Origin of the sequence: Epilithonimonas lactis (assembly GCF_900110605.1) — a bacterium.
In the GTDB taxonomy this organism is placed as follows: domain Bacteria; phylum Bacteroidota; class Bacteroidia; order Flavobacteriales; family Weeksellaceae; genus Epilithonimonas; species Epilithonimonas lactis.
Window position 1 is genome coordinate 46,568 of the sequence record NZ_FOFI01000001.1, and the last position, 19,296, is coordinate 65,863.

At 35.0% G+C, this 19,296-nt stretch carries 11 protein-coding genes; 9 read left to right on the top strand and 2 right to left on the bottom strand.

Annotated elements, in window-relative coordinates; genetic code table 11:
* The first annotated feature begins 5 nt into the window (after positions 1-5).
* Together BMW39_RS00240 and BMW39_RS00245 are read left to right on the top strand one after the other, a co-directional pair.
* Positions 6-617 carry a hypothetical protein gene (locus BMW39_RS00240; protein WP_034976270.1) on the top strand — a complete coding sequence of 204 codons (612 nt, stop codon included), beginning with the start codon at positions 6-8 and terminating at the stop codon, positions 615-617.
* 157 nt (positions 618-774) lie between these two features.
* On the top strand, positions 775-1,878 hold the full coding sequence (locus BMW39_RS00245) for a Fic family protein (RefSeq protein ID WP_074719272.1): 1,104 nt from the start codon (positions 775-777) through the stop codon (positions 1,876-1,878).
* Between the two features lie 346 nt (positions 1,879-2,224).
* On the opposite strand, the gene BMW39_RS00250 is transcribed toward BMW39_RS00245, so the two are convergent.
* Both BMW39_RS00250 and BMW39_RS00255 read right to left on the bottom strand, forming a co-directional pair.
* Positions 2,225-3,319, bottom strand: a complete 1,095-nt coding sequence (locus BMW39_RS00250) for a hypothetical protein (protein WP_034976275.1) — start codon at positions 3,317-3,319, stop codon at positions 2,225-2,227.
* Between the two features lies 1 nt (position 3,320).
* Positions 3,321-4,136, bottom strand: a complete 816-nt coding sequence (locus tag BMW39_RS00255) for an RNA polymerase sigma factor (protein WP_051879952.1) — start codon at positions 4,134-4,136, stop codon at positions 3,321-3,323.
* A gap of 364 nt (positions 4,137-4,500) precedes the next feature.
* Between BMW39_RS00255 and BMW39_RS00260 the strand changes: the two genes are divergently transcribed.
* From BMW39_RS00260 to BMW39_RS00290, 7 genes are all read left to right on the top strand, one after another.
* Complete coding sequence (locus tag BMW39_RS00260; protein WP_034976278.1) at positions 4,501-4,737, top strand: helix-turn-helix transcriptional regulator; 237 nt, start codon at positions 4,501-4,503, stop codon at positions 4,735-4,737.
* A 287-nt stretch (positions 4,738-5,024) separates the two neighbouring features.
* A complete protein-coding gene (locus tag BMW39_RS00265; protein ID WP_034976282.1) occupies positions 5,025-6,014 on the top strand; it encodes a helix-turn-helix transcriptional regulator in 990 nt (329 codons plus the stop codon).
* Between the two features lie 46 nt (positions 6,015-6,060).
* The gene (locus tag BMW39_RS00270; protein ID WP_034976284.1) at positions 6,061-9,084 is read left to right on the top strand and encodes a hypothetical protein; all 3,024 of its coding nucleotides are present in this window, start codon (positions 6,061-6,063) and stop codon (positions 9,082-9,084) included.
* Positions 9,085-9,088: 4 nt separating this feature from the next.
* On the top strand, positions 9,089-14,941 hold the full coding sequence (locus BMW39_RS00275; protein WP_034976286.1) for a DEAD/DEAH box helicase: 5,853 nt from the start codon (positions 9,089-9,091) through the stop codon (positions 14,939-14,941).
* An 81-nt stretch (positions 14,942-15,022) separates the two neighbouring features.
* Entirely contained in the window at positions 15,023-16,129 is a 1,107-nt protein-coding gene (locus tag BMW39_RS00280) for a DUF2130 domain-containing protein (protein ID WP_051879953.1), read from the top strand.
* Between the two features lie 255 nt (positions 16,130-16,384).
* Complete coding sequence (locus BMW39_RS00285; protein WP_034976287.1) at positions 16,385-18,019, top strand: type I restriction-modification system subunit M; 1,635 nt, start codon at positions 16,385-16,387, stop codon at positions 18,017-18,019.
* Positions 18,020-18,021: 2 nt separating this feature from the next.
* Entirely contained in the window at positions 18,022-19,149 is a 1,128-nt protein-coding gene (locus BMW39_RS00290) for a restriction endonuclease subunit S (protein WP_051879954.1), read from the top strand.
* Positions 19,150-19,296 lie beyond the last annotated feature (147 nt).

The window sequence follows — 19,296 nt, forward strand, 5'->3', positions numbered from 1 at the left end:
TAATTATGGAAAATGAAAATAAAGAATCTAAAAGTAATGGAATGGAACTTTTAGAAAATGTCATCAAATCAAATATGGAGAATATCGAACAAAATATCAAACTTCAGTCTGATATCGAACACCATACTAATCTGCTGAACGATGTACAAATGAGTTTGCAAGAGATGCATTCGATCTATGATGATGCAGTTCGATTTTCAAAATTAGAGGAAGCCAAGAGAACTGAATTTCTTGCCAGTATTCCTACTCAGGTAGAGACAGTTCTTTCAAAAGAAACTAAAGATGATTTGGAAGGTTTTGCAAAGGGTCTAAAATGGAAGAAGATATTTATTTGGAGCGGAATTGGAGTTTTTGTCTTTTCAGTTTTAGTATTTATCGCCTCAATCAACTTCTCTACCAATTGGTACAGAGAAAGCATCAAAGCGAAAAGTGAACTACGCCAGGATATTTTAAATGAAATTGCTAATGAAGGAAAAAATATCTACGATGAAAATGAGATTAAAATCTTGAGCGAAAATACTCAAATAATGCAGTCATGGATTAAGAGTAATCCAAAGAAAGCAGAAGATTTTTTGAGGTTTAGAGATGGATATGAAGCGAGTATGAAATCAAAATAAGTTAATAAAACGTGGATAATTAATCCAAATAAATCTCAAGAAATATATTTTTAAAAATGCTGATTCTTTCAAAAAACAAAATAATGAGCCGATTAAAAACATTAATCGGCTCATATATTTTAGTATATTTGAGCCAAATAAATTATTTAATCAGCTCATGGAATATATTTGGCAATCAGAAGATTTCCCGAAATTCATATTTAATAAGCGAGAAATCATTCCGCTGATTCAACAGTTTGCGCACGATTTGGGCGAAATATCTGGAATTGTGATGGGCTTTTCTGAAGCAAATAAACAAGATTTATTTGCTGAAATTATGCTTTCTGAAGCACTAAAAACATCAGAAATTGAAGGCGAATATTTTAGTCGGGAAGATGTAATGTCCTCACTGAAAGCCAATTTAGGTATCAAAGATTACCATCAAAACAACCGGAACAAAAAGGCAAATGCCATTGCACATTTGATGATAGAAGTTCAAAGCAGCTATCACAAGCCAATTTCCGAAAAAATACTTTTGGACTGGCACCATATCTTGATGGAAAATGAAAGAGGAATTAATGCCGGACAATTTCGAACAGGAATAGAGCCAATGCAAGTGGTGTCAGGTAAATTTGGTGATTTCATCATCCATTATGAAGCGCCACCTTCTGAGGATCTGCCACTGATGATACCGCAATTTTTGAAATGGTATAATGACTTTGAAATGAACGACATTGGGAAAATCGGAGAAGGTGTCGTGCTTTCGGCATTAGCGCATCTATATTTTGAGACTCTGCATCCTTTTGAAGATGGAAATGGGAGAATAGGACGTGCTTTAGCGGAAAAAGCTTTGTCCGAGAAACTTGAAACACCTGTTTTTATTAGCATTTCAAAATCTATTGAAAAGGACAAAAACCGTTACTACGAAGAATTAAAGCGAGCTCAGCGAAATCTTGACGTAAACAGCTGGATGCTTTATTTTTGCTCAATATTGCAGGATGCTTTACTCGATTCTAAAAATCAAGCACTTTTTACTTTGAAGAAAACTTTGTTTTTCGATCAATTTAAAAACCAACTTAATGAAAGAGAATTGAAGGCTATTCAGAAAATGACAGAAATGGGAGAAAATTCTTTTGTTGGCGGAATGAATGCAAAAAAGTATATGTCTATCAACAAAATTTCTAAAGCCACTGCAACCAGAGATTTACAACATCTTTCCGAAATTGGAGTTTTTCTAAAATCGGGTGGTGGACGTTCCATTTCCTATCAATTGAATTTGTAAATAATCAAGTGTTATTTCCGGATGTTCGTTATTTCAATCAAAATAGATGTTTTTGTATGAAATAGCAATCATTCGTATTATTAACTACAGATAAACCTTCTGAAGTTCAAACAACTGTTACAGCAAATGGGAATAAAATATAAGCTCGCAAGAAAGCGAGTGAGATTCACAGACTTACAGGTTTTTGAAAGAACAGACATTAGATGTTCAAGATTTCAGTGCTGAAGTTTTGATGAAAAAAGAAACCCACGCCGTTGTATACACCAGAAAAAATATTCAGTTTCCAGTATTTAGTGAGTGTTCAAAACCTCACCCTACGGGTTTACAAGCACCCTCAATTTTTTAGCTATCCGATGATCAATTCGATACCGGCCTTTTCTGCTTTGTATTTTATTTTGGTCTGCAATTCATAATAGCTCCAGTTGCGAAGCACAAACTCCTGTTCTTTTGCAATCCCTATTTTGTCTTCCTGATCTTTAAGAATCAAGGTGCCCGCCTGTTGCCTGATGCAGAAATCAATGAGCATCCGGCTGTACAGATGAAGATGATGACTGACAAAACGATTTTCCAGATTCTCGGTCTTGTGCATTGCCTTCTGTTTCCGTTTGGTTCCATTTCCGGAACGGGAATAGGCGACTCCGGCTCGAATCCTTTTATTACTGGCCTGTATCGCCAGCCTGCGGTAGAGAAATTCTTCTTTCGAGCCAATATTCATTCTCACATTATTGGCTTTTACAACAATTGGATGTTCTAATGATAGGTACGCTTCTGCAATTATTTCGGGTTTTAAACCGTGGTTTTCTTTCTCAAATTCAAAAACAGCCAGCCAAAATATTTTACCATCTTTCAGCTGTACCTGTGAATTGCACAGCTTGATCTCTTCTCTTAAAAGGCGTTCCAGTACCAAATGTTTATCCGAGAAATCTCTCCCTAAATAAGTTTTAACAGGAATAGCAAACATATTGAAGCAAAACGCTTTCTTTTCGGGATTATACTTCATTTTGCTGATGCACTTGACCGGAAGCGGAATGGGAATGTCTTTTTTAAAATTCATTAAAGATTTTGATCCCTGCCAATAGTCGGCTTTGTTTTTAGAAAAGGTTGATTGAATTGTATTGTTCAGGCATCCCAGAATATCGGTGGGAATTTCTCCCTTGAATTTGTCAAAGACTAGGCGTGCCGTCGTGTTTGTTTTCGAACGATCGAAGATTCCCATTTCATCTTTTTTTTCATCAGCTAATTTATATTGGATTTTTTCTGTCAGGTAAAAAAAATCCTTGATCATTTCCTGTAGATACAGATGGGAAACAATTAAATTAGCCGCACGGAAGCAGCGGTTCTGATACCGGTAAAGCTTTTCCCACATCTGGCTTTTATCATCAGATGGAACATCAATCACCAGCTGAATTTTTCGGGTCAGGGTTATCGTAGACTTTTCCATATTAAAGCGGTATTTTAGAGCAGTTTTGATTTTGCAGTTGCTGATAGGCGTACAGAAATTCCCGATGGACTTCTTTTTCCGGTAGTTTGAGTTCTTTTGCAATCACTGCAAAAGAAGATTTCTGTTCAAACCGTCTTTTGATAATATCGAGTTGCTGATTGCTGAGTTTTTCTGTCTGCTTTTCTTTATCAAAAACTTTTTCCTGTGACTGCTCAAAAGAAGTTACTTTAAGAATTTTACGAAGATCATTTATGGCTTTGCTCACCTCCGTGCTTATGCTGGTCACACTGCTCCCCATAGCTTCTGCGATAGATTTGTACTGAAAACCATATTCCAGACAGAGTTCTATCAGATGTTTTCTTTTGGGGTTTAGAACGGGTAGGACCTTTGTTATTTCATCAAATTTTTTTTGATCGGATTCATGGCTATGTAAAAACTCTTTATCTTTTAAAGGATCATAACCTGCAAGATACTCCTGATAATTCTCAAAACTGTCAAGAGAAGCCATCAGGCGGGTGAATTTATTTCTTGGCGCAGTCACATATGCGATACAATCCCTTTTCATCACAAAGCGTAGAAAGCCGATGATATGATCAGGCGATTCAATGGTGTCGCGGTGTAGCCACAATTTTAGGAAGGTATCCTGAACAATCGTGTCTACTACAAAATCATCTTTCAATACCTGCAATCCAAGCCAGAAAAGAAGTCTTTTGTGGCGTAGATGAATGTGTTCCAGAGCGGTCGGATTGCCTTTTTTCAGCAATTCGTACAACTGAAGATTGCTCAGCTTTCGGGGCAAAGAGTCTGTTCTTTTCATAAGCAGCGGTTTTAGCTAATTATTGCTAGAAGGAACTGTTGAAATCTATAAGGTTGAATTCTTTGTACCATTCAAAACATTATCTAACTAAATCTCGCCCAAAAGAAAGAGGGCGTGGAATTCAACTCACATCATTAGAGGCACTGGTGTTCCCGTGTACAGTGAGCGTAAGCCGCGGGCAAATTTATTTATCTTATCGTACACATAAAAATTACCAGTTTTCTAATGCGAGATTCTAATCAATTGCTTCAATGTTTTAATTCTATTGGAATAATTGAATTTTATTATTAGCAAATGTAGAAAAAAACATCATTGTAATCCAAATGGATTACATTTAAATTATGGTTTTTTGCAAAATTGCACTATGGCTGGACTCAACGAGGAAGATATATTGCTAAAAAATAAAATTGCTGATCGAATTAAGTTTCTTAGGGCCAGAACTGGTTTGTCACAATCTGAATTTGCTAAAAAATTCGAAATCGATAGGCAGATATTAAATCGATGGGAAAGTAAAAACAATAAAAGAGGATTGACTATTTATACAATATCGAAATTTTGTGATTTCGTTGGAATTTCTTTAAAAGATTTTTTTGATTTTTAAGTTGCAAATGTTGTTCTCACATATTTACTTAAAAGTATAATAAAAAAATTAGGGAGGATACGCCCCAAAAATAGAACGAATAAAATGTCCAGTTTATTAATTAATAAACTGGACATTTTTATATAGTATCTTTTTAATTATTCAATGAAAATACCGAAATTTTAGTTTAGTCCTTTTAATTTCGCTATCTCGTACTTTCTTTTATTTTTTTTGTCAATTTATGGTTTCCCGTATTTTAGTGGAGTCTGTTTTTCTTAGATTTACAATAAACTCATAAATTCTACCCCATGGCAACCAACAAAAACGCACAACTCCGTTACAAAGCGCTAGATTATTGCTTTTCTAATCCATATAAGAAGTTTTTTATTGATGATCTAATTGGATATTGTTCTCAAATTTTGTCAGAACATTATGCAGATGAAACTACAGTTTCCCGTCGCCAGATTTTGATGGATTTAGATTTTATGAAAAGCTTAGCAGGCTATGAGGCTCCTATTGAATCATACAAAGAAGGGAGAAAAACATATTATCGATATTCAGAAAAAGATTTTTCTATTCTGAAAAAACCACTAAACCCTTCGGAACTAAACACACTGAATGAAGCTCTTGAAACACTTGGTAGGATGAATTCTCTTCCCGGTTTTGATTGGATAAATTCTTTACAGACCAAATTGAGATCTGGATTGAATTTAGACAAAGAAAATCATCAAATTATCAATTTTGAAGAGAATGAATTTTTAAAAGGTTTAGAATTTTTGAACGTTTTGTATCAATATATTTCTCAAAATCAATCATTAGAAATTAGCTACAAAAGTTTCAAATCTGACAAAGAATCCCAATTTACGATTTCGCCCTATTATTTAAAGCAATACAATAATCGCTGGTTTTTGTTCGGGTGGAATCATAAGTATTTAAACATTCAAAATTTAGCTTTAGACAGAATCATTGCTGTTGAAAATTCAGAAAAAACTTTCATTGATAATGAAATAAACTTTGATGAATATTTTGAAGACATCATTGGCGTAAGTAATAATCTTGCAGAAGAAACAGTCAAAATCACAATAGAACTTTCTGATAATATTATCCCATACATTGCCTCAAAACCAGTTCACGGTTCTCAATTGATTAAAGAAAATATTCTTTTCTTAAATGTAAAAATCAATTATGAATTGGAGTCACTTATCCTTTCCTACGGCGAATATATGAAAGTTTTGGAGCCAGAGATTCTCAGGGGAAAAATCAAAAACCGCATTCATCAAATGAACTTGAAATATTAGTGCACATCTGCTGCATAGATAGAATATAATATTGTAAAAAATAAAGATGAGCGAATTCGATAAGATCTTAACGTCCAGAAATATTCAAAAGTATTCTGGAGATCCATTATGGAAATTTCAGTTGTCAAATAATGAGTTTAGTCAATTGAAAACATCTTTTTCACTCAGTGAAAATAAAAATAAGATAAATCCGGTAGATTGCGCATTGTATTTTGCCGAATGGTGGAAGCGTTGCTACAACGGCGGAAAACCAAGCAAGGAAATCATCTTTCAATCATTAGGAATCAACCTCGAATCTGTAATCGACTGCGATGAATTCTACAAAAAAGCCAAAATAGGCGCAGAAATACTCGGTGTAAAATGGTTGAAGAAGCAAAATATTTTATTTTTCAGAACATTACTTCTGCAGGGTGGACTTCCAATTTTGCATATTTCCGAAAATCAAGGAAGTTACAAAAATTTCCTTTTGGCAGTGCTAGAAGAGCAACCAGAATCGATTGAAGATTTTATGTTTCAACCACAAATTATTAATCTTTTACCCCCTTCCAGCAGAAATGATATTGTTTATGAAAACTGTTTGGAAATTGTAAAATCAATTCTGAATGACGAAACAACTTACGATGATCTTCTAAATTCTAATGTTGCAATTAAAAAAATAAACAAGGAGCTAAGGGAAAGAAAAACGCATTTACAAAAAAAGCAACGAGCTTCTAAAATTCAGAATTACTGGATTCTAAACATTGATCCCAAAAAACTAAAACTAAGTCTACGTCTGGGTCTAGCAGATAGTTACACAAAAGAGGTATTGGAACATATTTTAGGTTTGGAAATTGTTGAGAAAAGCAATCATTTTTTCATCAATGATCAATTGGTTTGCGTTTTTCAAAAGATGCTAAGCGGAAATTACAAAACAGAGTGGAACAACCGCCTTGCTCAGGAATGGACAAGGGATACTCTTTTACCAAATTGCTACATAATAGTCAATAATAACAGATTTGAGGTAAAAGATTTTATAACCACAGCTCCAGATTTTTCTGAACCTAGTTTGTGGGTGCCATTTTCTGATAATGAATGGCGGCTTATAAAAGGTAACTCTACAAGTAGTGAAATTGCAGCAATTTTATCCCCCGAAAGTTGGAAATCAAAACAGGAGCCTGAATTGTTTAATCTATTCGACACAAACTTCAATTGGATAAAATTTGAAGGTCAGACAGAAATAAGCAATGAGTTTTATACAAGACATTTTATCAGCAATGTATCTTCTTTTGATTGGACAATTGTAAGTCAAATGCCAAAATGGATGTTTAAGGCCAAGATGGTTGTTGTACAAAATGTACCCAAAATAATTGTTTATAATGATCAAAATGAAGCTTTAAAAAGTAGCGATTATGAAGTTTTTATCAAGCATAAATCATTCGAAATTTGGAAAACTATCAACGAATTGAATCATCTTCCGCTTGGCTGCATTGATGTGAAAATTGTAAATGACCAAACTACAGCTTATGATTGTTTCTATAATATTGGAAATCTCAGAATAGATTACTCCAATCAGAATATTTCTTCAGCAGAATTATCTTGTTCAAATAACAATTTTGATTTCAAAATTAAAGAAACACCGATCTTGAAAGTCTTTGAACAAAGTAAAAATCGTGCGTATAAGCTTTCTGTAGAAACGAAATTTAACAAAATTCCAAACAGCATACTTGCGAGTTTAAGAATAGGAAATTCCAAAAGTCTGCATTTTGAGATTGTTTGTCCGTTTACTGGAATTACTTTAATAGATCAAGAAGGGAAAATAATTCTTGAGGAATCACAACTTACATTTAATCATTTGCACGGCATCAGGATTTTGAGCGAGAGTGAGGAATCTGTTATTATAAAATTTAAAAATATTCTAAGACCAGAGGTTATAATATCCAAAGAATTACGGCTAAAAATACAACCTTTGATTTATTTTAAAGATGAACTTCTGCGTCTGTATTTCTTGGCAGATGCTATGAACCACGAAAATATGTTGAGCATCGAGCTTGAAAAAAATGGCGTCTCTAAACAATATTTTCTGAAAGGCTTTACACACACTTTGAATGTAGAAAATCAATTTCAGGGAAAACTGAACTTGTGGAATTCCGAAGATGATTTGTCCTTATATGCAGTTCCGCTCAATTGTTCGGCAGAAAATATTAGCCTAATTCCTTTGTTAAAAGAATCGGAAGATTACAAAATACCGAAAACTAACTTTACAAATCAATACATCATTATTTCTTCTTACGAAAAAAACAGACATCTGATGCCTAGATTTGTGAGCACAGATAATCAATTCAAAAGTCTCCAAAAGAATGAAAGAATTGAGTTGTACCATCATAAGCTTGAAACTTCTGACTTCAAATCTGAAATTTGGAAAGAGATATTGGCTTATTTCAATATCTGTATCAATCAAAATATTCCATTTTCAACTTTCGATCAGTTGAGAGCTGTTTCTCGGAGTTCAGCTGTCGCATCGAGAGCGTTTTTCTTTTTAGGAATTAATCAAATTAACACAGATGAATTTATACAGAAAATGATTCCAGAATTAGAAACAGATTTGGGATTTTGCTTCCACTGGATTAGAAAAGATGATTGGCACGATGCAATTAATGAAGTTGCTCAATTTATCGGAGAAGAATATTTCAGAAATGTGATTGCATTATTTTCGAATTATATGAATGAAAATGACTTGGGCGAGATGATTCAATTTTTGAATGGTCAAAGAATTTTTACAGATAAAGTTTATAATCCTTTCATTAATCAAATAAGATCTGATTTAGGAGAGCGTGTTTTGAAAGAATTACCAGATATGAAACCTAATGTAAATGATTATTATAATATTCCAAACAATGAGTATGGTAAGTTTTTTCTGCTGATCAAAGCACCAATTGCCGTGGCAGAATCTATAAAAAATGTCCAGAAAGAATTTCCTATTTGGGGCGGAAATGATTTTCGGGAGCAGATTAGGAGGAATATTCAGTACGCGCAGTATCTATCTCCAGAATTTTACAACAGAATAATTTTACAAGTATTATCGCAAAACTAAAACTATGAACTTCAAAAATTTTTACACAAAAGCAGAAAACCGTTTGACGGATGCAATCCTTTCTCTTTGGGCAACTGGGGACAAAGAAATGCAGGATTATTTTAAATCCATTTTATCCCAAGAACCAATAATGGCAGATGCGGTTTTCCAAGCAATGTTTCCTTGGGAGCAGTCTCATATAGATTTTCAAAATACCAATTTCTTATATGGTACCAATTTTATAAAATCTTTGGATTCAATTAGAAATCCCGAATTTCAGTTCCCTAAAGACAGATTCCCGTACAAGCACCAGATAGAAAGCTGGCAATCTTTGTTGCTAGACAAAAAGTCTATAGCTGTGACTACAGGAACAGGATCTGGAAAAACAGAATGCTTTATGTTGCCCGTTTTGCAGGATATATATGAAAATAACCGAGATCAGGAAGGCGTCAATGCTATTTTCCTTTATCCTTTGAATGCGCTTATTGCAAGCCAGCAAAAGAGAATGCACGCTTGGTGTAACGCTTTGGGCGGAATCAATTATGCCTTGCTTACAGGAAGTACAGCCAATCGAGAGTCAAGTATTGAAAAGAAAGACAGCGCAATGCCTCAGCTTATTTCCAGAGAACAAATTAGAAATTCGCCACCACAGATTTTATTCACAAATCCTACAATGCTGGAATATATGCTGGTACGTAATGCCGATGTGCCAATTATCGAGAAATCTGAAGGTAAATTAAGATGGATTCTTTTGGATGAAGCGCATACCTTGACGGGATCCAAAGCGGCTGAAATGGCTTTGTTGATCAGAAGAGTTATTTCAGCTTTCAAAGTTAATATTAAGGATGTTCGTTTTGCCATTACTTCTGCAACAGTCGGAAATGGAAATTCTGACATTTTAAAGAAATTTATGTCCAATTTATGCGGTATCTCAGAAGATCAGATTCAAGTGATCACTGGCTCTAGAGTAAATGACTTTCCGGATACAGATATTCCAAATATTTCTGAAATATTGAACAAAACTCAAATTAAAAATTTGAGAAACCTTTTATTGAATACTTCAGGATTGACCAATTCAGAAATTGGAAATCGTTTAGGTCTTCAAAGTAGAGCAGATCAGATTGAAGCGATGGACATTCTTGCGGATCAAAAAATAAATGGTAAAAACCTTCTGCCATTGCGAGGTCATTTTTTTACAAGAGGAATTGGTGGTGTTTATGTTTGCACCAATAACAATTGTACAGAACCGGATATTCCCATAAAAGCTTTGGGCAGAATGACAACCGTAGCAGAAACACATTGCAATTGTGGCTTTCCAATGCTGGAATTAATTGCCTGCAACAGCTGTGGTAATATGATGCTGGAAGGAGAACTGAAAAACAGTGTTGTCTCTCAAAAAGCAAGCAGCGGATACGAAGCTTTTCAGATTGATGGGGAGAATGAAGATGAAACTTCAAATAACAATTCTTCTAAAACTGTAAGGTTTATAAAAAATAATAGCAGAGAAAGATTGGTTAATAGAAACTTGATACAATGTTCAATTAATCAGGAAGGAAAGATAATCTATGAAAATGAAAATCTCTTAAAAATTGATGACTTCAAATGCCCACATTGCGGTAATCAAACTGAAAATTCAATTCATTTCAGGATTTCTTCTGCATTTACCAATCGGATTCTTTCGGATATTGTTTTAGATCAAACGCAGCCTGCTTCAAGTTTAACAAATAAAACTCTTTACAACGGCAGAAAATACATTTCGTTTACAGACAGCCGACAAGGGACTGCAAAAATTTCTGCCTTGATTAATATCGATGCGGAAACAGATTGGATCAGGTATCAAGTTTATCATTTGATGATTAGAAAACTTGCGCAGCAGACAAATAGATTTTCTAATGATCAGCTCCTGCAAGAAAGGGCGTACATAACAGGACAATTGGAAACTGATATTCCTCCTTTTTTAATAGCCGGATTGGGAGCCAGATTATCTGAAATAGAGAATTTATTATCGAATGAAAATAACGTGAATCATTCATTGACCCGAACGAAATGGCAGGATATCATCGATAAAATGATGACAGAAAACGGATTCAAAACATTGTTTATAAAGGCTGCAAAAGGAAAAGATTTTGAATTGGATGGTAAAATATATGCCAAAGGTTTGTTGTACAGTCAGTTTGCAAGAAGAATCGGTAGGGAAAGATCATTAGAGAATCTTGGATTGGTCAATATTGTTTATCCGGAATTGGATTCTGTCATTTTACCAGAGGAAGCATCGTTGCTGAACATCAATCTGCAAGAATGGAAAACTTTACTCAAAATTGCGGCGGATTATGTTATTCGTGATGGTTTCAACTTTACTTTTGATGACAGGATGCGTCTATTTAATTCAAAATTATACCATCCTAAATTAATCTACCCAAGCGCATCCGCGCAGAAGAATAGCTGGAAATTATATAAAGCAGATTCAAAAACGCAACCAAGATTTGTCCTATTGATTTGCGCTGGTTTAGGATGGTACAACCCTGAAGATATTGATGCGGTAAGAGAAAGTCAGCTAAATCATTTACTAGAAAAAATCTGGAAAACCTTGCAGGAAAAGATTCTTACCAAAGATGGAGACGGTTATAAGCTGGATTTTTTTACCCATACGCAACTTGAGATTGCTGGCAAAGAAGTTCTTTGCCCTGTCACAAACAGGCTTTTAGATAATACTTTTAGAGATTATACACCTTGGATAAAAGGTTCGCTGAGCGAAGAAAATATTCAGAATTACAAAATCCAAAGTCAGACAGATATTCAGATGCCTATTTATCCGTATCCATTTCATTTGTCAGATCAGAATGAAGATTTACACGATGATATTATTAATAGTTGGATTGAAGAAAATAGGCTAGAAGCCAGAAACAAAGGTTTGTGGAATGATTTGCACGAGAGGATATTTGATAAGGAAAAACTATATCTAGCAGGAGAACATTCTGCACAGCAGAAAAAATCCCGATTGGTAGAGTTGGAAGACCAGTTTGAAAAGGGAGAGATCAATGTTCTGAGCTGTTCCACAACTATGGAAATGGGAGTTGATATTGGCGGAATCTCGGCGGTTGTGATGAGCAATGTTCCTCCAATGCCGGCCAACTATTTGCAAAGAGCCGGACGAGCCGGGCGGCGCGCAGAAAACAAATCATTGGCGCTCACTTTTTGCGCACCCAATCCAATTGGTCTGAGAACGATGGCTCAGCCAAAATGGGCTTTGGAGCATCCCATCGCTCCACCTATTTTGAAATTTGACAGCAAGAATATTGTTTTGAGACACACCAATTCATTGTTATTTGGGCTCTTCATCCGAAACAATGCGAACAGAGGATTGAACATCAAAGAAAATATAGAAAAATTCTTTCTGGGAGAGCAACCCAATCTTGGACAGAACTTTTTGAATTGGCTGTCTGATCTTTCTGTTGATAATTACAAAGATGACCTCGTATATCTGATAAAAGGAACATCACTTGAAAATACAGATCCCATCCAGTTGAAGTTCTCTGTTTACGATAATTTTATGAAAACCGCAAGAGGGGTTACAGGACAGTTTACAAGCTTTGAAGAAAAGCTTAGAATCTTGTTGGAAACTGATGGAGAAAATAGTGCAGCCTATAAAGCCATAAAGTACCGCAAAAGCCAGTTTCTGAAAAAACATATTCTTACCTACCTAGCAGAAAATGGGTTTTTACCAAATGCTGGTTTACCAACTGGCATCGTAGATTTTGAAAAAACAGTTTATGATGACATTAAAAATGATAACTCGAAAGTAACAGAAAATCCAAGTTATCCGCTTACTAGTGCATTGACGGAGTTTGCGCCCGGCAACAGCGTGTTGATAGACGGACTCAGCTATATGTCTGCCGGAATCATAATGAAGAATAATTGGGGACAAGAGGGAGAACGAAATGCAGTACAGGCTTGCAAAAATTGTGGCTACCAAAGAATCATTTCCTTAAGTAATCAATTAAATGATAATTGCGATCATTGCTACGCTACAGATTCATTAATTGGTATCGACCTTGGAGAATATCGTGGAAAGCTGACAGAATTGGTGGAGCCTGTGGGATTTGCAGTCGATCTTTTCAAAAAACCTACGCGCGTGATCTCGGAAAAATCTAAACCACAATATTTAGAGCCACTGCTGTTGAATATCAAGCCTTGGAATCAGGATCAAAGCAGTATTGTAGATGTACGTTCTACAGATGATGACAGATCAGAAATCTTGTTTTACAATATGGGAGATGGAGAAGGTTACAGCCTTTGTACCAGTTGCGGTAGGGTAGAAACTGCTAGTGATAAGTTAGTTGGTCACAGCAGACTGCGTGGTGGTAAAAATAACGATGGCGAAAGTTTTTGCGATGGGAAGTCAAAAGACCACATCATTTTAGGAGCCAGATTCAAAACAGATTTTACAGAAATTCGCCTTTTGAATAGAGAAGGACAAAGAGTAAATGACAAGACGTTGATGTACACTTTGGGAGTCGTCTTCACAAAATCTTTGGCAGAATTTCTTGCCATAGAAGAAAGTGAATTAGGATTCGGAATCAAAACTTACAGCGGCTATCAAACCATTTTTATCTACGACACAGCAAAAGGTGGAGCAGGCTATTCTTCTCAGTTTTCTATGTACACCAAAGAAGTACTCACGAAAGCTTACCAGGCTTTGGGTTGTGATTGTAACAAAGCCTGCACAAAATGTTTGATAGACAGATCTTCCCAATGGCATTTGGAAGATTTGGATAGAAATGTTGCCCGTGACTGGCTTCGGTTTGCTAATGAAAATCAGGTGCCGAAAAATTTACAAAATACAGGACTTTCTATTTCCAATATTTTTGGAACATTGACTAATGAAGTCATCAGCCTGCAATACCATCAGGGCGTGAAAGAGATCAACATCCATATCAACAACCAAGTTTCTAGTTGGGATATTGATAAATTATACGATCTGGAAGAATTCAAGAGAAACAGAATCAAAATAAATCTGATTATAGAAGGCAGTTTAGACTGCAATAACCATCAGGAAAAACTCTCTATCCACAAGCTGGAAGTAGGATATCAATTAAAAAAAGGAATCGAAGACAAAATAGCAGATTATCCTGTTCACTTTTCTGTAATATTGAATGACAATCAGTCGATTTCTTATATTGCTGAAGCTGATTATCCTTTCTTGGTAGGCGATATTTTGAAAAGTAGAAGCATTACATATTATAAAGTGGGAGGTCAGCAGTTAGCGAATTATGCAGACTGTATATTGCCTACTTTCACTGCCAATATCTTTGAAGCAAGAGTGGGATCATTGCCTTTTAATTCCGATAGCAATGATCTTGTATTAGCAATGTTTAATAATCTTGAAAACAAAGAGGATTTGATGGACAAAATAAAGAACAGAAACTTTTCTGTAGATTATTTTGATAAGTACAATCAGTCTGAATTTTCTATGCGGTTAGTCTTGCAGTTCATAGATCAGATTAAAACGATTTGTGAGATCAAAATTGATGATTTCAAAATTCATTTATCCGAGAACGATTTTAGAAGTAACAGAGAACCATATTACATTATAGATAATTACAAAACTATTGTCGATTATGAAAATCATTTACAGCACATCTCGCAAGACTTTGACTTTAATATAGATCTGGTAAATGAAAATCGTTTGCCTCATTACAGATTTTTCCAATTTAAGAATGATGAGGTGTCTTTTAGCATAAGGATAGACGGTGGAATTTCCCACGGTCTGAAACCTATAAGTTTTCTGAAATCTGAAGATATGGAATTGGAAAACCTTGTTTTTAAGATCAAAAAAGACATTACTCACGATATCATTTACACCATAAATATTGGATAATTTTTTAATAATAGTCAACTATGCAGTTTTATTGCATAGTTGGATTTTACTTTTGCTTCATTAATGTAAAAAGTAAATATAATGAAAAATTCAACTACAATCCCTTGCCCGCATTGCGGAGAATCTATTGATGTAAATGATGTACTTAAACACCAAATTGAAGACAGCATCAGACACGAATTTCAGGAGAAAGCTAAGCGGAAGGAAGAAAAAGATGCAATTGAGAAAGAGAAATTTGAGAAAGAGAAACTTGAGTTCGAAAAAAAGAAAAAGGAAGAAAATGAACTCTTCACAGAACGATTAGAAAAAGCTAAAAAGCAGTCTGAGAAAGAGATTTCGGAAAAACTGAAAAAGTCTATTGAAGAAGAAAACAGAGAAAGCATTGATCTGCTTCAAAAAGAACTTGCTGAAAAATCAGAAAAAGTGAAGGCTCTTAATAAATTGGAAGCTCAAATTTCAACACTCGTAAGAGAAAAATCTGAAATGAGAGATGCCATCAAAGCAGAAACTGAAAAAGAACTGAACGTCAAAATTTGTGAAGAAAAAGAAAGAATAAGAAAGCAACTGGAAGACGATAATGAACTAAAACTGGCGACACTCAGAAAACAGTTGGAAGATCAAAAGAAACTCACCGAAGAAATGAAACGCAAACAGGAACAAGGCTCTATGCAGTTGCAGGGAGAAGTTTTGGAGTTGGCTTTGGAAGATTTTCTTCAGGAAAACTTCAGATGGGACAAGATTGATGAAGTGCAGAAAGGAACTTTAGGAGCAGATGTTTTGCAGACGGTAAATAACGATATGCTTCAAAATTGCGGTAAGATTATTTACGAAACCAAGCGGACCAAGAATTTTGACCAAAAATGGCTTGATAAATTAAAACAGGATCAGCTGAATGCCAAAGCCGAAATCGCAGTTCTTGTTACGGAGACATTACCCAAAAACATTGAAAAATTTGATGTAGTTAATGGAATTTGGGTTTGTTCTTATCAGGAAGTAAAATCTTTGGTAGTTGTTCTTCGCCAGATTTTAATAGAAACACAAAAAATAAAAATAGCCAACGAAAACCGAGGCGACAAAATGGAAATCTTGTACAGCTATTTCACAAGTGGAGAGTTTTCTCAAAAAACAAAACGAATTCTAGAAATATACGATGGTATGCTTACACAACTCGATGCAGAAAAAAAGTAACCCAAAAACTTTGGGCAAAACGCGAAAAAGACATTAGTATTATGAAAGAAAATCTATCCATCGTTTCTGGCGATATTGCGGGAATCACCGGCAAAGAAGTTAATCTTTTAGAAGAGTATGATTCCTTACTGCTGAAATAAAAATCTGAAAAAATTTCGTCAGCTTAAAGACAAATTATAAGAACAGCTTTTCATTACAACTTTTGTTGGAAGGCTGTTTCTTAATCCTTATTTTTACCCATTACAACTATAATAAATGATTACAGGAGAATTAAAATCCCAAATAGACCAAATATGGAACATCTTCTGGACAGGAGGTGAACCGAACACAATAACCATTGTAGAGCAGCTTACCTATCTTATCTTCATCAAAGATCTTGATGAAAAGGAAATCAGAAATGAGCTTAAAGCAAAACGTGGTTTTACTTATACACCCATTTTCACAGAAGACCAGCAGAATTTCCGTTGGAAAAACCTTAAGGAAATGGATGTCAACGCAAGACATCAGATTTTCTCTAATACTGTTGACGGAATTTTCCCGTTCATCCGTTCATTAGGAAAAGAAACCAGCCTTTTTGCAACACACATGAAAGGCGCAACATTCGGAATCTCAAAACCTTCCGTTTTGGATCAAGTGATAGAAAAGCTTGATAATATTGACATGACCCATCAAGATACTAAGGGAGATATTTATGAATATATGTTATCTAAGCTTGAAGGTGGCGGTACTGCGGGTCAATTCCGTACTCCAAGACACATTATAAAAATGATGGTAGAGCTGATGCAGCCTACTTTGGAGGATACCATTTCCGATCCTTCCGTGGGAACTGCTGGTTTTTTGGTTGGCGCAAAAGAATATATTGACAAGCACAACGATGTTACTTTGCTAGACAAATATGCTGATCACATCAACCGAAAAATGTTTAATGGGACAGAGTTTTCATCTACTATGTTGCGTATCGCCTCTATGAATCTTTATTTGCACGGTGTGGAAGAACCCAACATCATTGATGTAGATGCCGTTTCAAAAGACAATACCATTGCCAACGAACATACTTTGATTTTAGCCAATCCACCTTTTAAAGGAACGATTGACAAAGAAAGTATTGCTCCTGGACTGAAAAACGTAACCGATACTTCTAAAACCGAATTGTTATTTTTAGCACTAATGCTTCGTCAGCTGAAAACTGGTGGCCGTGCTGCGGTAATTGTTCCCGACGGCGTACTCTTCGGAAGCGGGAAAGCCTACAAAAGCATTCGTGAAGAAATTATTGCCAACAACAAATTAGAAGCCGTGATTTCCATGCCAAGTGGTGTTTTTAAACCTTACGCCGGAGTAAGCACCGCCATTATTATTTTTACAAAAACAGGAAACGGAGGTACCAACAATGTATGGTTCTATGATATGTTGGCCGATGGAAAATCTCTGGACGACAAACGCACGCTCTTGGTAGACGAAGATCTGTTTATCTCTTTCTCTTTTGGGAATGCACTAGAAACGATGGATTTAGAAACCAAACAAAAGCTGCACAGCAAGTTTAATCTGCCTCAGATCATAGACCATTATCATTATTACAAAAGCGATTTCTTCAAAAAAAATCATGCTGAAAACGGTGAAGTGTTGCAGGTAAAAGACCTACCAGAGAATTTAGGTTTTAATGATTTCATGCCCGAAACCATTACCCACGATTACAGCGACAGAACTTCGCAGTCTTTCTTGGTGCCGTTTAAAGATATTGCAGCCAATGATTGGGATCTTTCTATCAACCGATACAAGGAAATTGTTTACGAGGAAGTTGAATTTGATGCGCCGAGTGTGATTTTGGGGAGGATTAATCAACTGGATGCTGAAAGACAAAAAGTTTTACTTGAACTAATTAAATTCTCATAGTAATGCTGAAAGAAAATTTAGGAGAATTAACTGCTATAAAAACAGGACGGTTGGATGTAAATGCAGAAAATCCAACCGGAAAATACCCTTTTTTTACTTGTTCTAAAAATCATACATACATTGATCAATTTGCTTTCGATGGAGAGTTTGTATTAGTTGCAGGTAATGGTGATTTAAATGTAAAATATTATAATGGTAAGTTTAATGCATATCAAAGAACATATGTAATTCAAGCTAAATCAAAACTAGATGGTAAGTATTTATTTTATTTCCTTGAATCTTATATAGAAAAGCTGAGAGAGCAATCAATAGGAGGAGTAATTAAATATATAAAAATTGGTAATTTAACCGACGCTAAAATTCCACTTCCGCCCCTCGAAACCCAAAAAGACATCGCCCAGATTTTAGATGATGCAGCTGCTTTGCGAGACAAAACCCGCCAACTTATTAAAGAATACGATGTTCTCGCACAATCTATTTTTTTGGAGATGTTTGGGGATCCGGTGAGAAATGAAAAGGGATTTGAATTAAGAATTCTACAGGATTTTTATTTTAATATGAAAGAAGGAACAAAATGTGGTCCATTTGGAGGTGCTTTAAAGAAAGAAGAATTTGTTGAAAGTGGAATTGCAGTTTGGAATATGGATAATATTTCTAAAAATGGAGAATTAATAGAAATTATCAACCTATGGATTACACCAGAGAAATATGAAAAACTAAAATCTTATTCAGTCGAAAATAATGATATAATAATTTCGAGAGCTGGAACAGTAGGTAAAATGTGCGTTGTTAATTCAAATTTCAAAAAGTCAATTATCAGTACAAATTTGATAAGATTAAGACTTAATAGTGATAAATTATTGCCTTTATTTTTTTCATTTATGATGAATCATTTTAAGGATAGGGTTGGAAGGCTAAAAAAAGGTTCAGATGATGGCTTTACACACATGAATACTGGAATCTTAAATACTTTAAGTTTTCCTTATCCTCCAATAGACCTCCAAAACCAATTCGCCGAAAAAATCACCTTAATCAAGCAACAAAAAGAACTCGCAAAACAGGAACTCAAAGAAAGTGAAGATTTGTTTAATTGCCTTTTGCAGAAAGCGTTTAAAGGAGAATTGGGATAACGTCATTCCTCGCAACTCCTCGCAATGACAGAAGAATGCTTATATAAGAGAATTAAAAAAAAAAACAAACAGAAATGCAATAGAGAATAAGGTTTTAGAGCCTGTTTAAATTTCATCAAAATTAATTTCCCCAACCCTAAAGGATGT

Coding starts and splice junctions, on each gene's coding strand:
- BMW39_RS00240 (WP_034976270.1), top strand. CDS start 6: ATGGAAAATGAAAATAAAGAATCTAAAAGTAATGGAATGGAACTTTTA.
- BMW39_RS00245 (WP_074719272.1), top strand. CDS start 775: ATGGAATATATTTGGCAATCAGAAGATTTCCCGAAATTCATATTTAAT.
- BMW39_RS00250 (WP_034976275.1), bottom strand. CDS start 3,319: ATGGAAAAGTCTACGATAACCCTGACCCGAAAAATTCAGCTGGTGATT.
- BMW39_RS00255 (WP_051879952.1), bottom strand. CDS start 4,136: ATGAAAAGAACAGACTCTTTGCCCCGAAAGCTGAGCAATCTTCAGTTG.
- BMW39_RS00260 (WP_034976278.1), top strand. CDS start 4,501: ATGGCTGGACTCAACGAGGAAGATATATTGCTAAAAAATAAAATTGCT.
- BMW39_RS00265 (WP_034976282.1), top strand. CDS start 5,025: ATGGCAACCAACAAAAACGCACAACTCCGTTACAAAGCGCTAGATTAT.
- BMW39_RS00270 (WP_034976284.1), top strand. CDS start 6,061: ATGAGCGAATTCGATAAGATCTTAACGTCCAGAAATATTCAAAAGTAT.
- BMW39_RS00275 (WP_034976286.1), top strand. CDS start 9,089: ATGAACTTCAAAAATTTTTACACAAAAGCAGAAAACCGTTTGACGGAT.
- BMW39_RS00280 (WP_051879953.1), top strand. CDS start 15,023: ATGAAAAATTCAACTACAATCCCTTGCCCGCATTGCGGAGAATCTATT.
- BMW39_RS00285 (WP_034976287.1), top strand. CDS start 16,385: ATGATTACAGGAGAATTAAAATCCCAAATAGACCAAATATGGAACATC.
- BMW39_RS00290 (WP_051879954.1), top strand. CDS start 18,022: ATGCTGAAAGAAAATTTAGGAGAATTAACTGCTATAAAAACAGGACGG.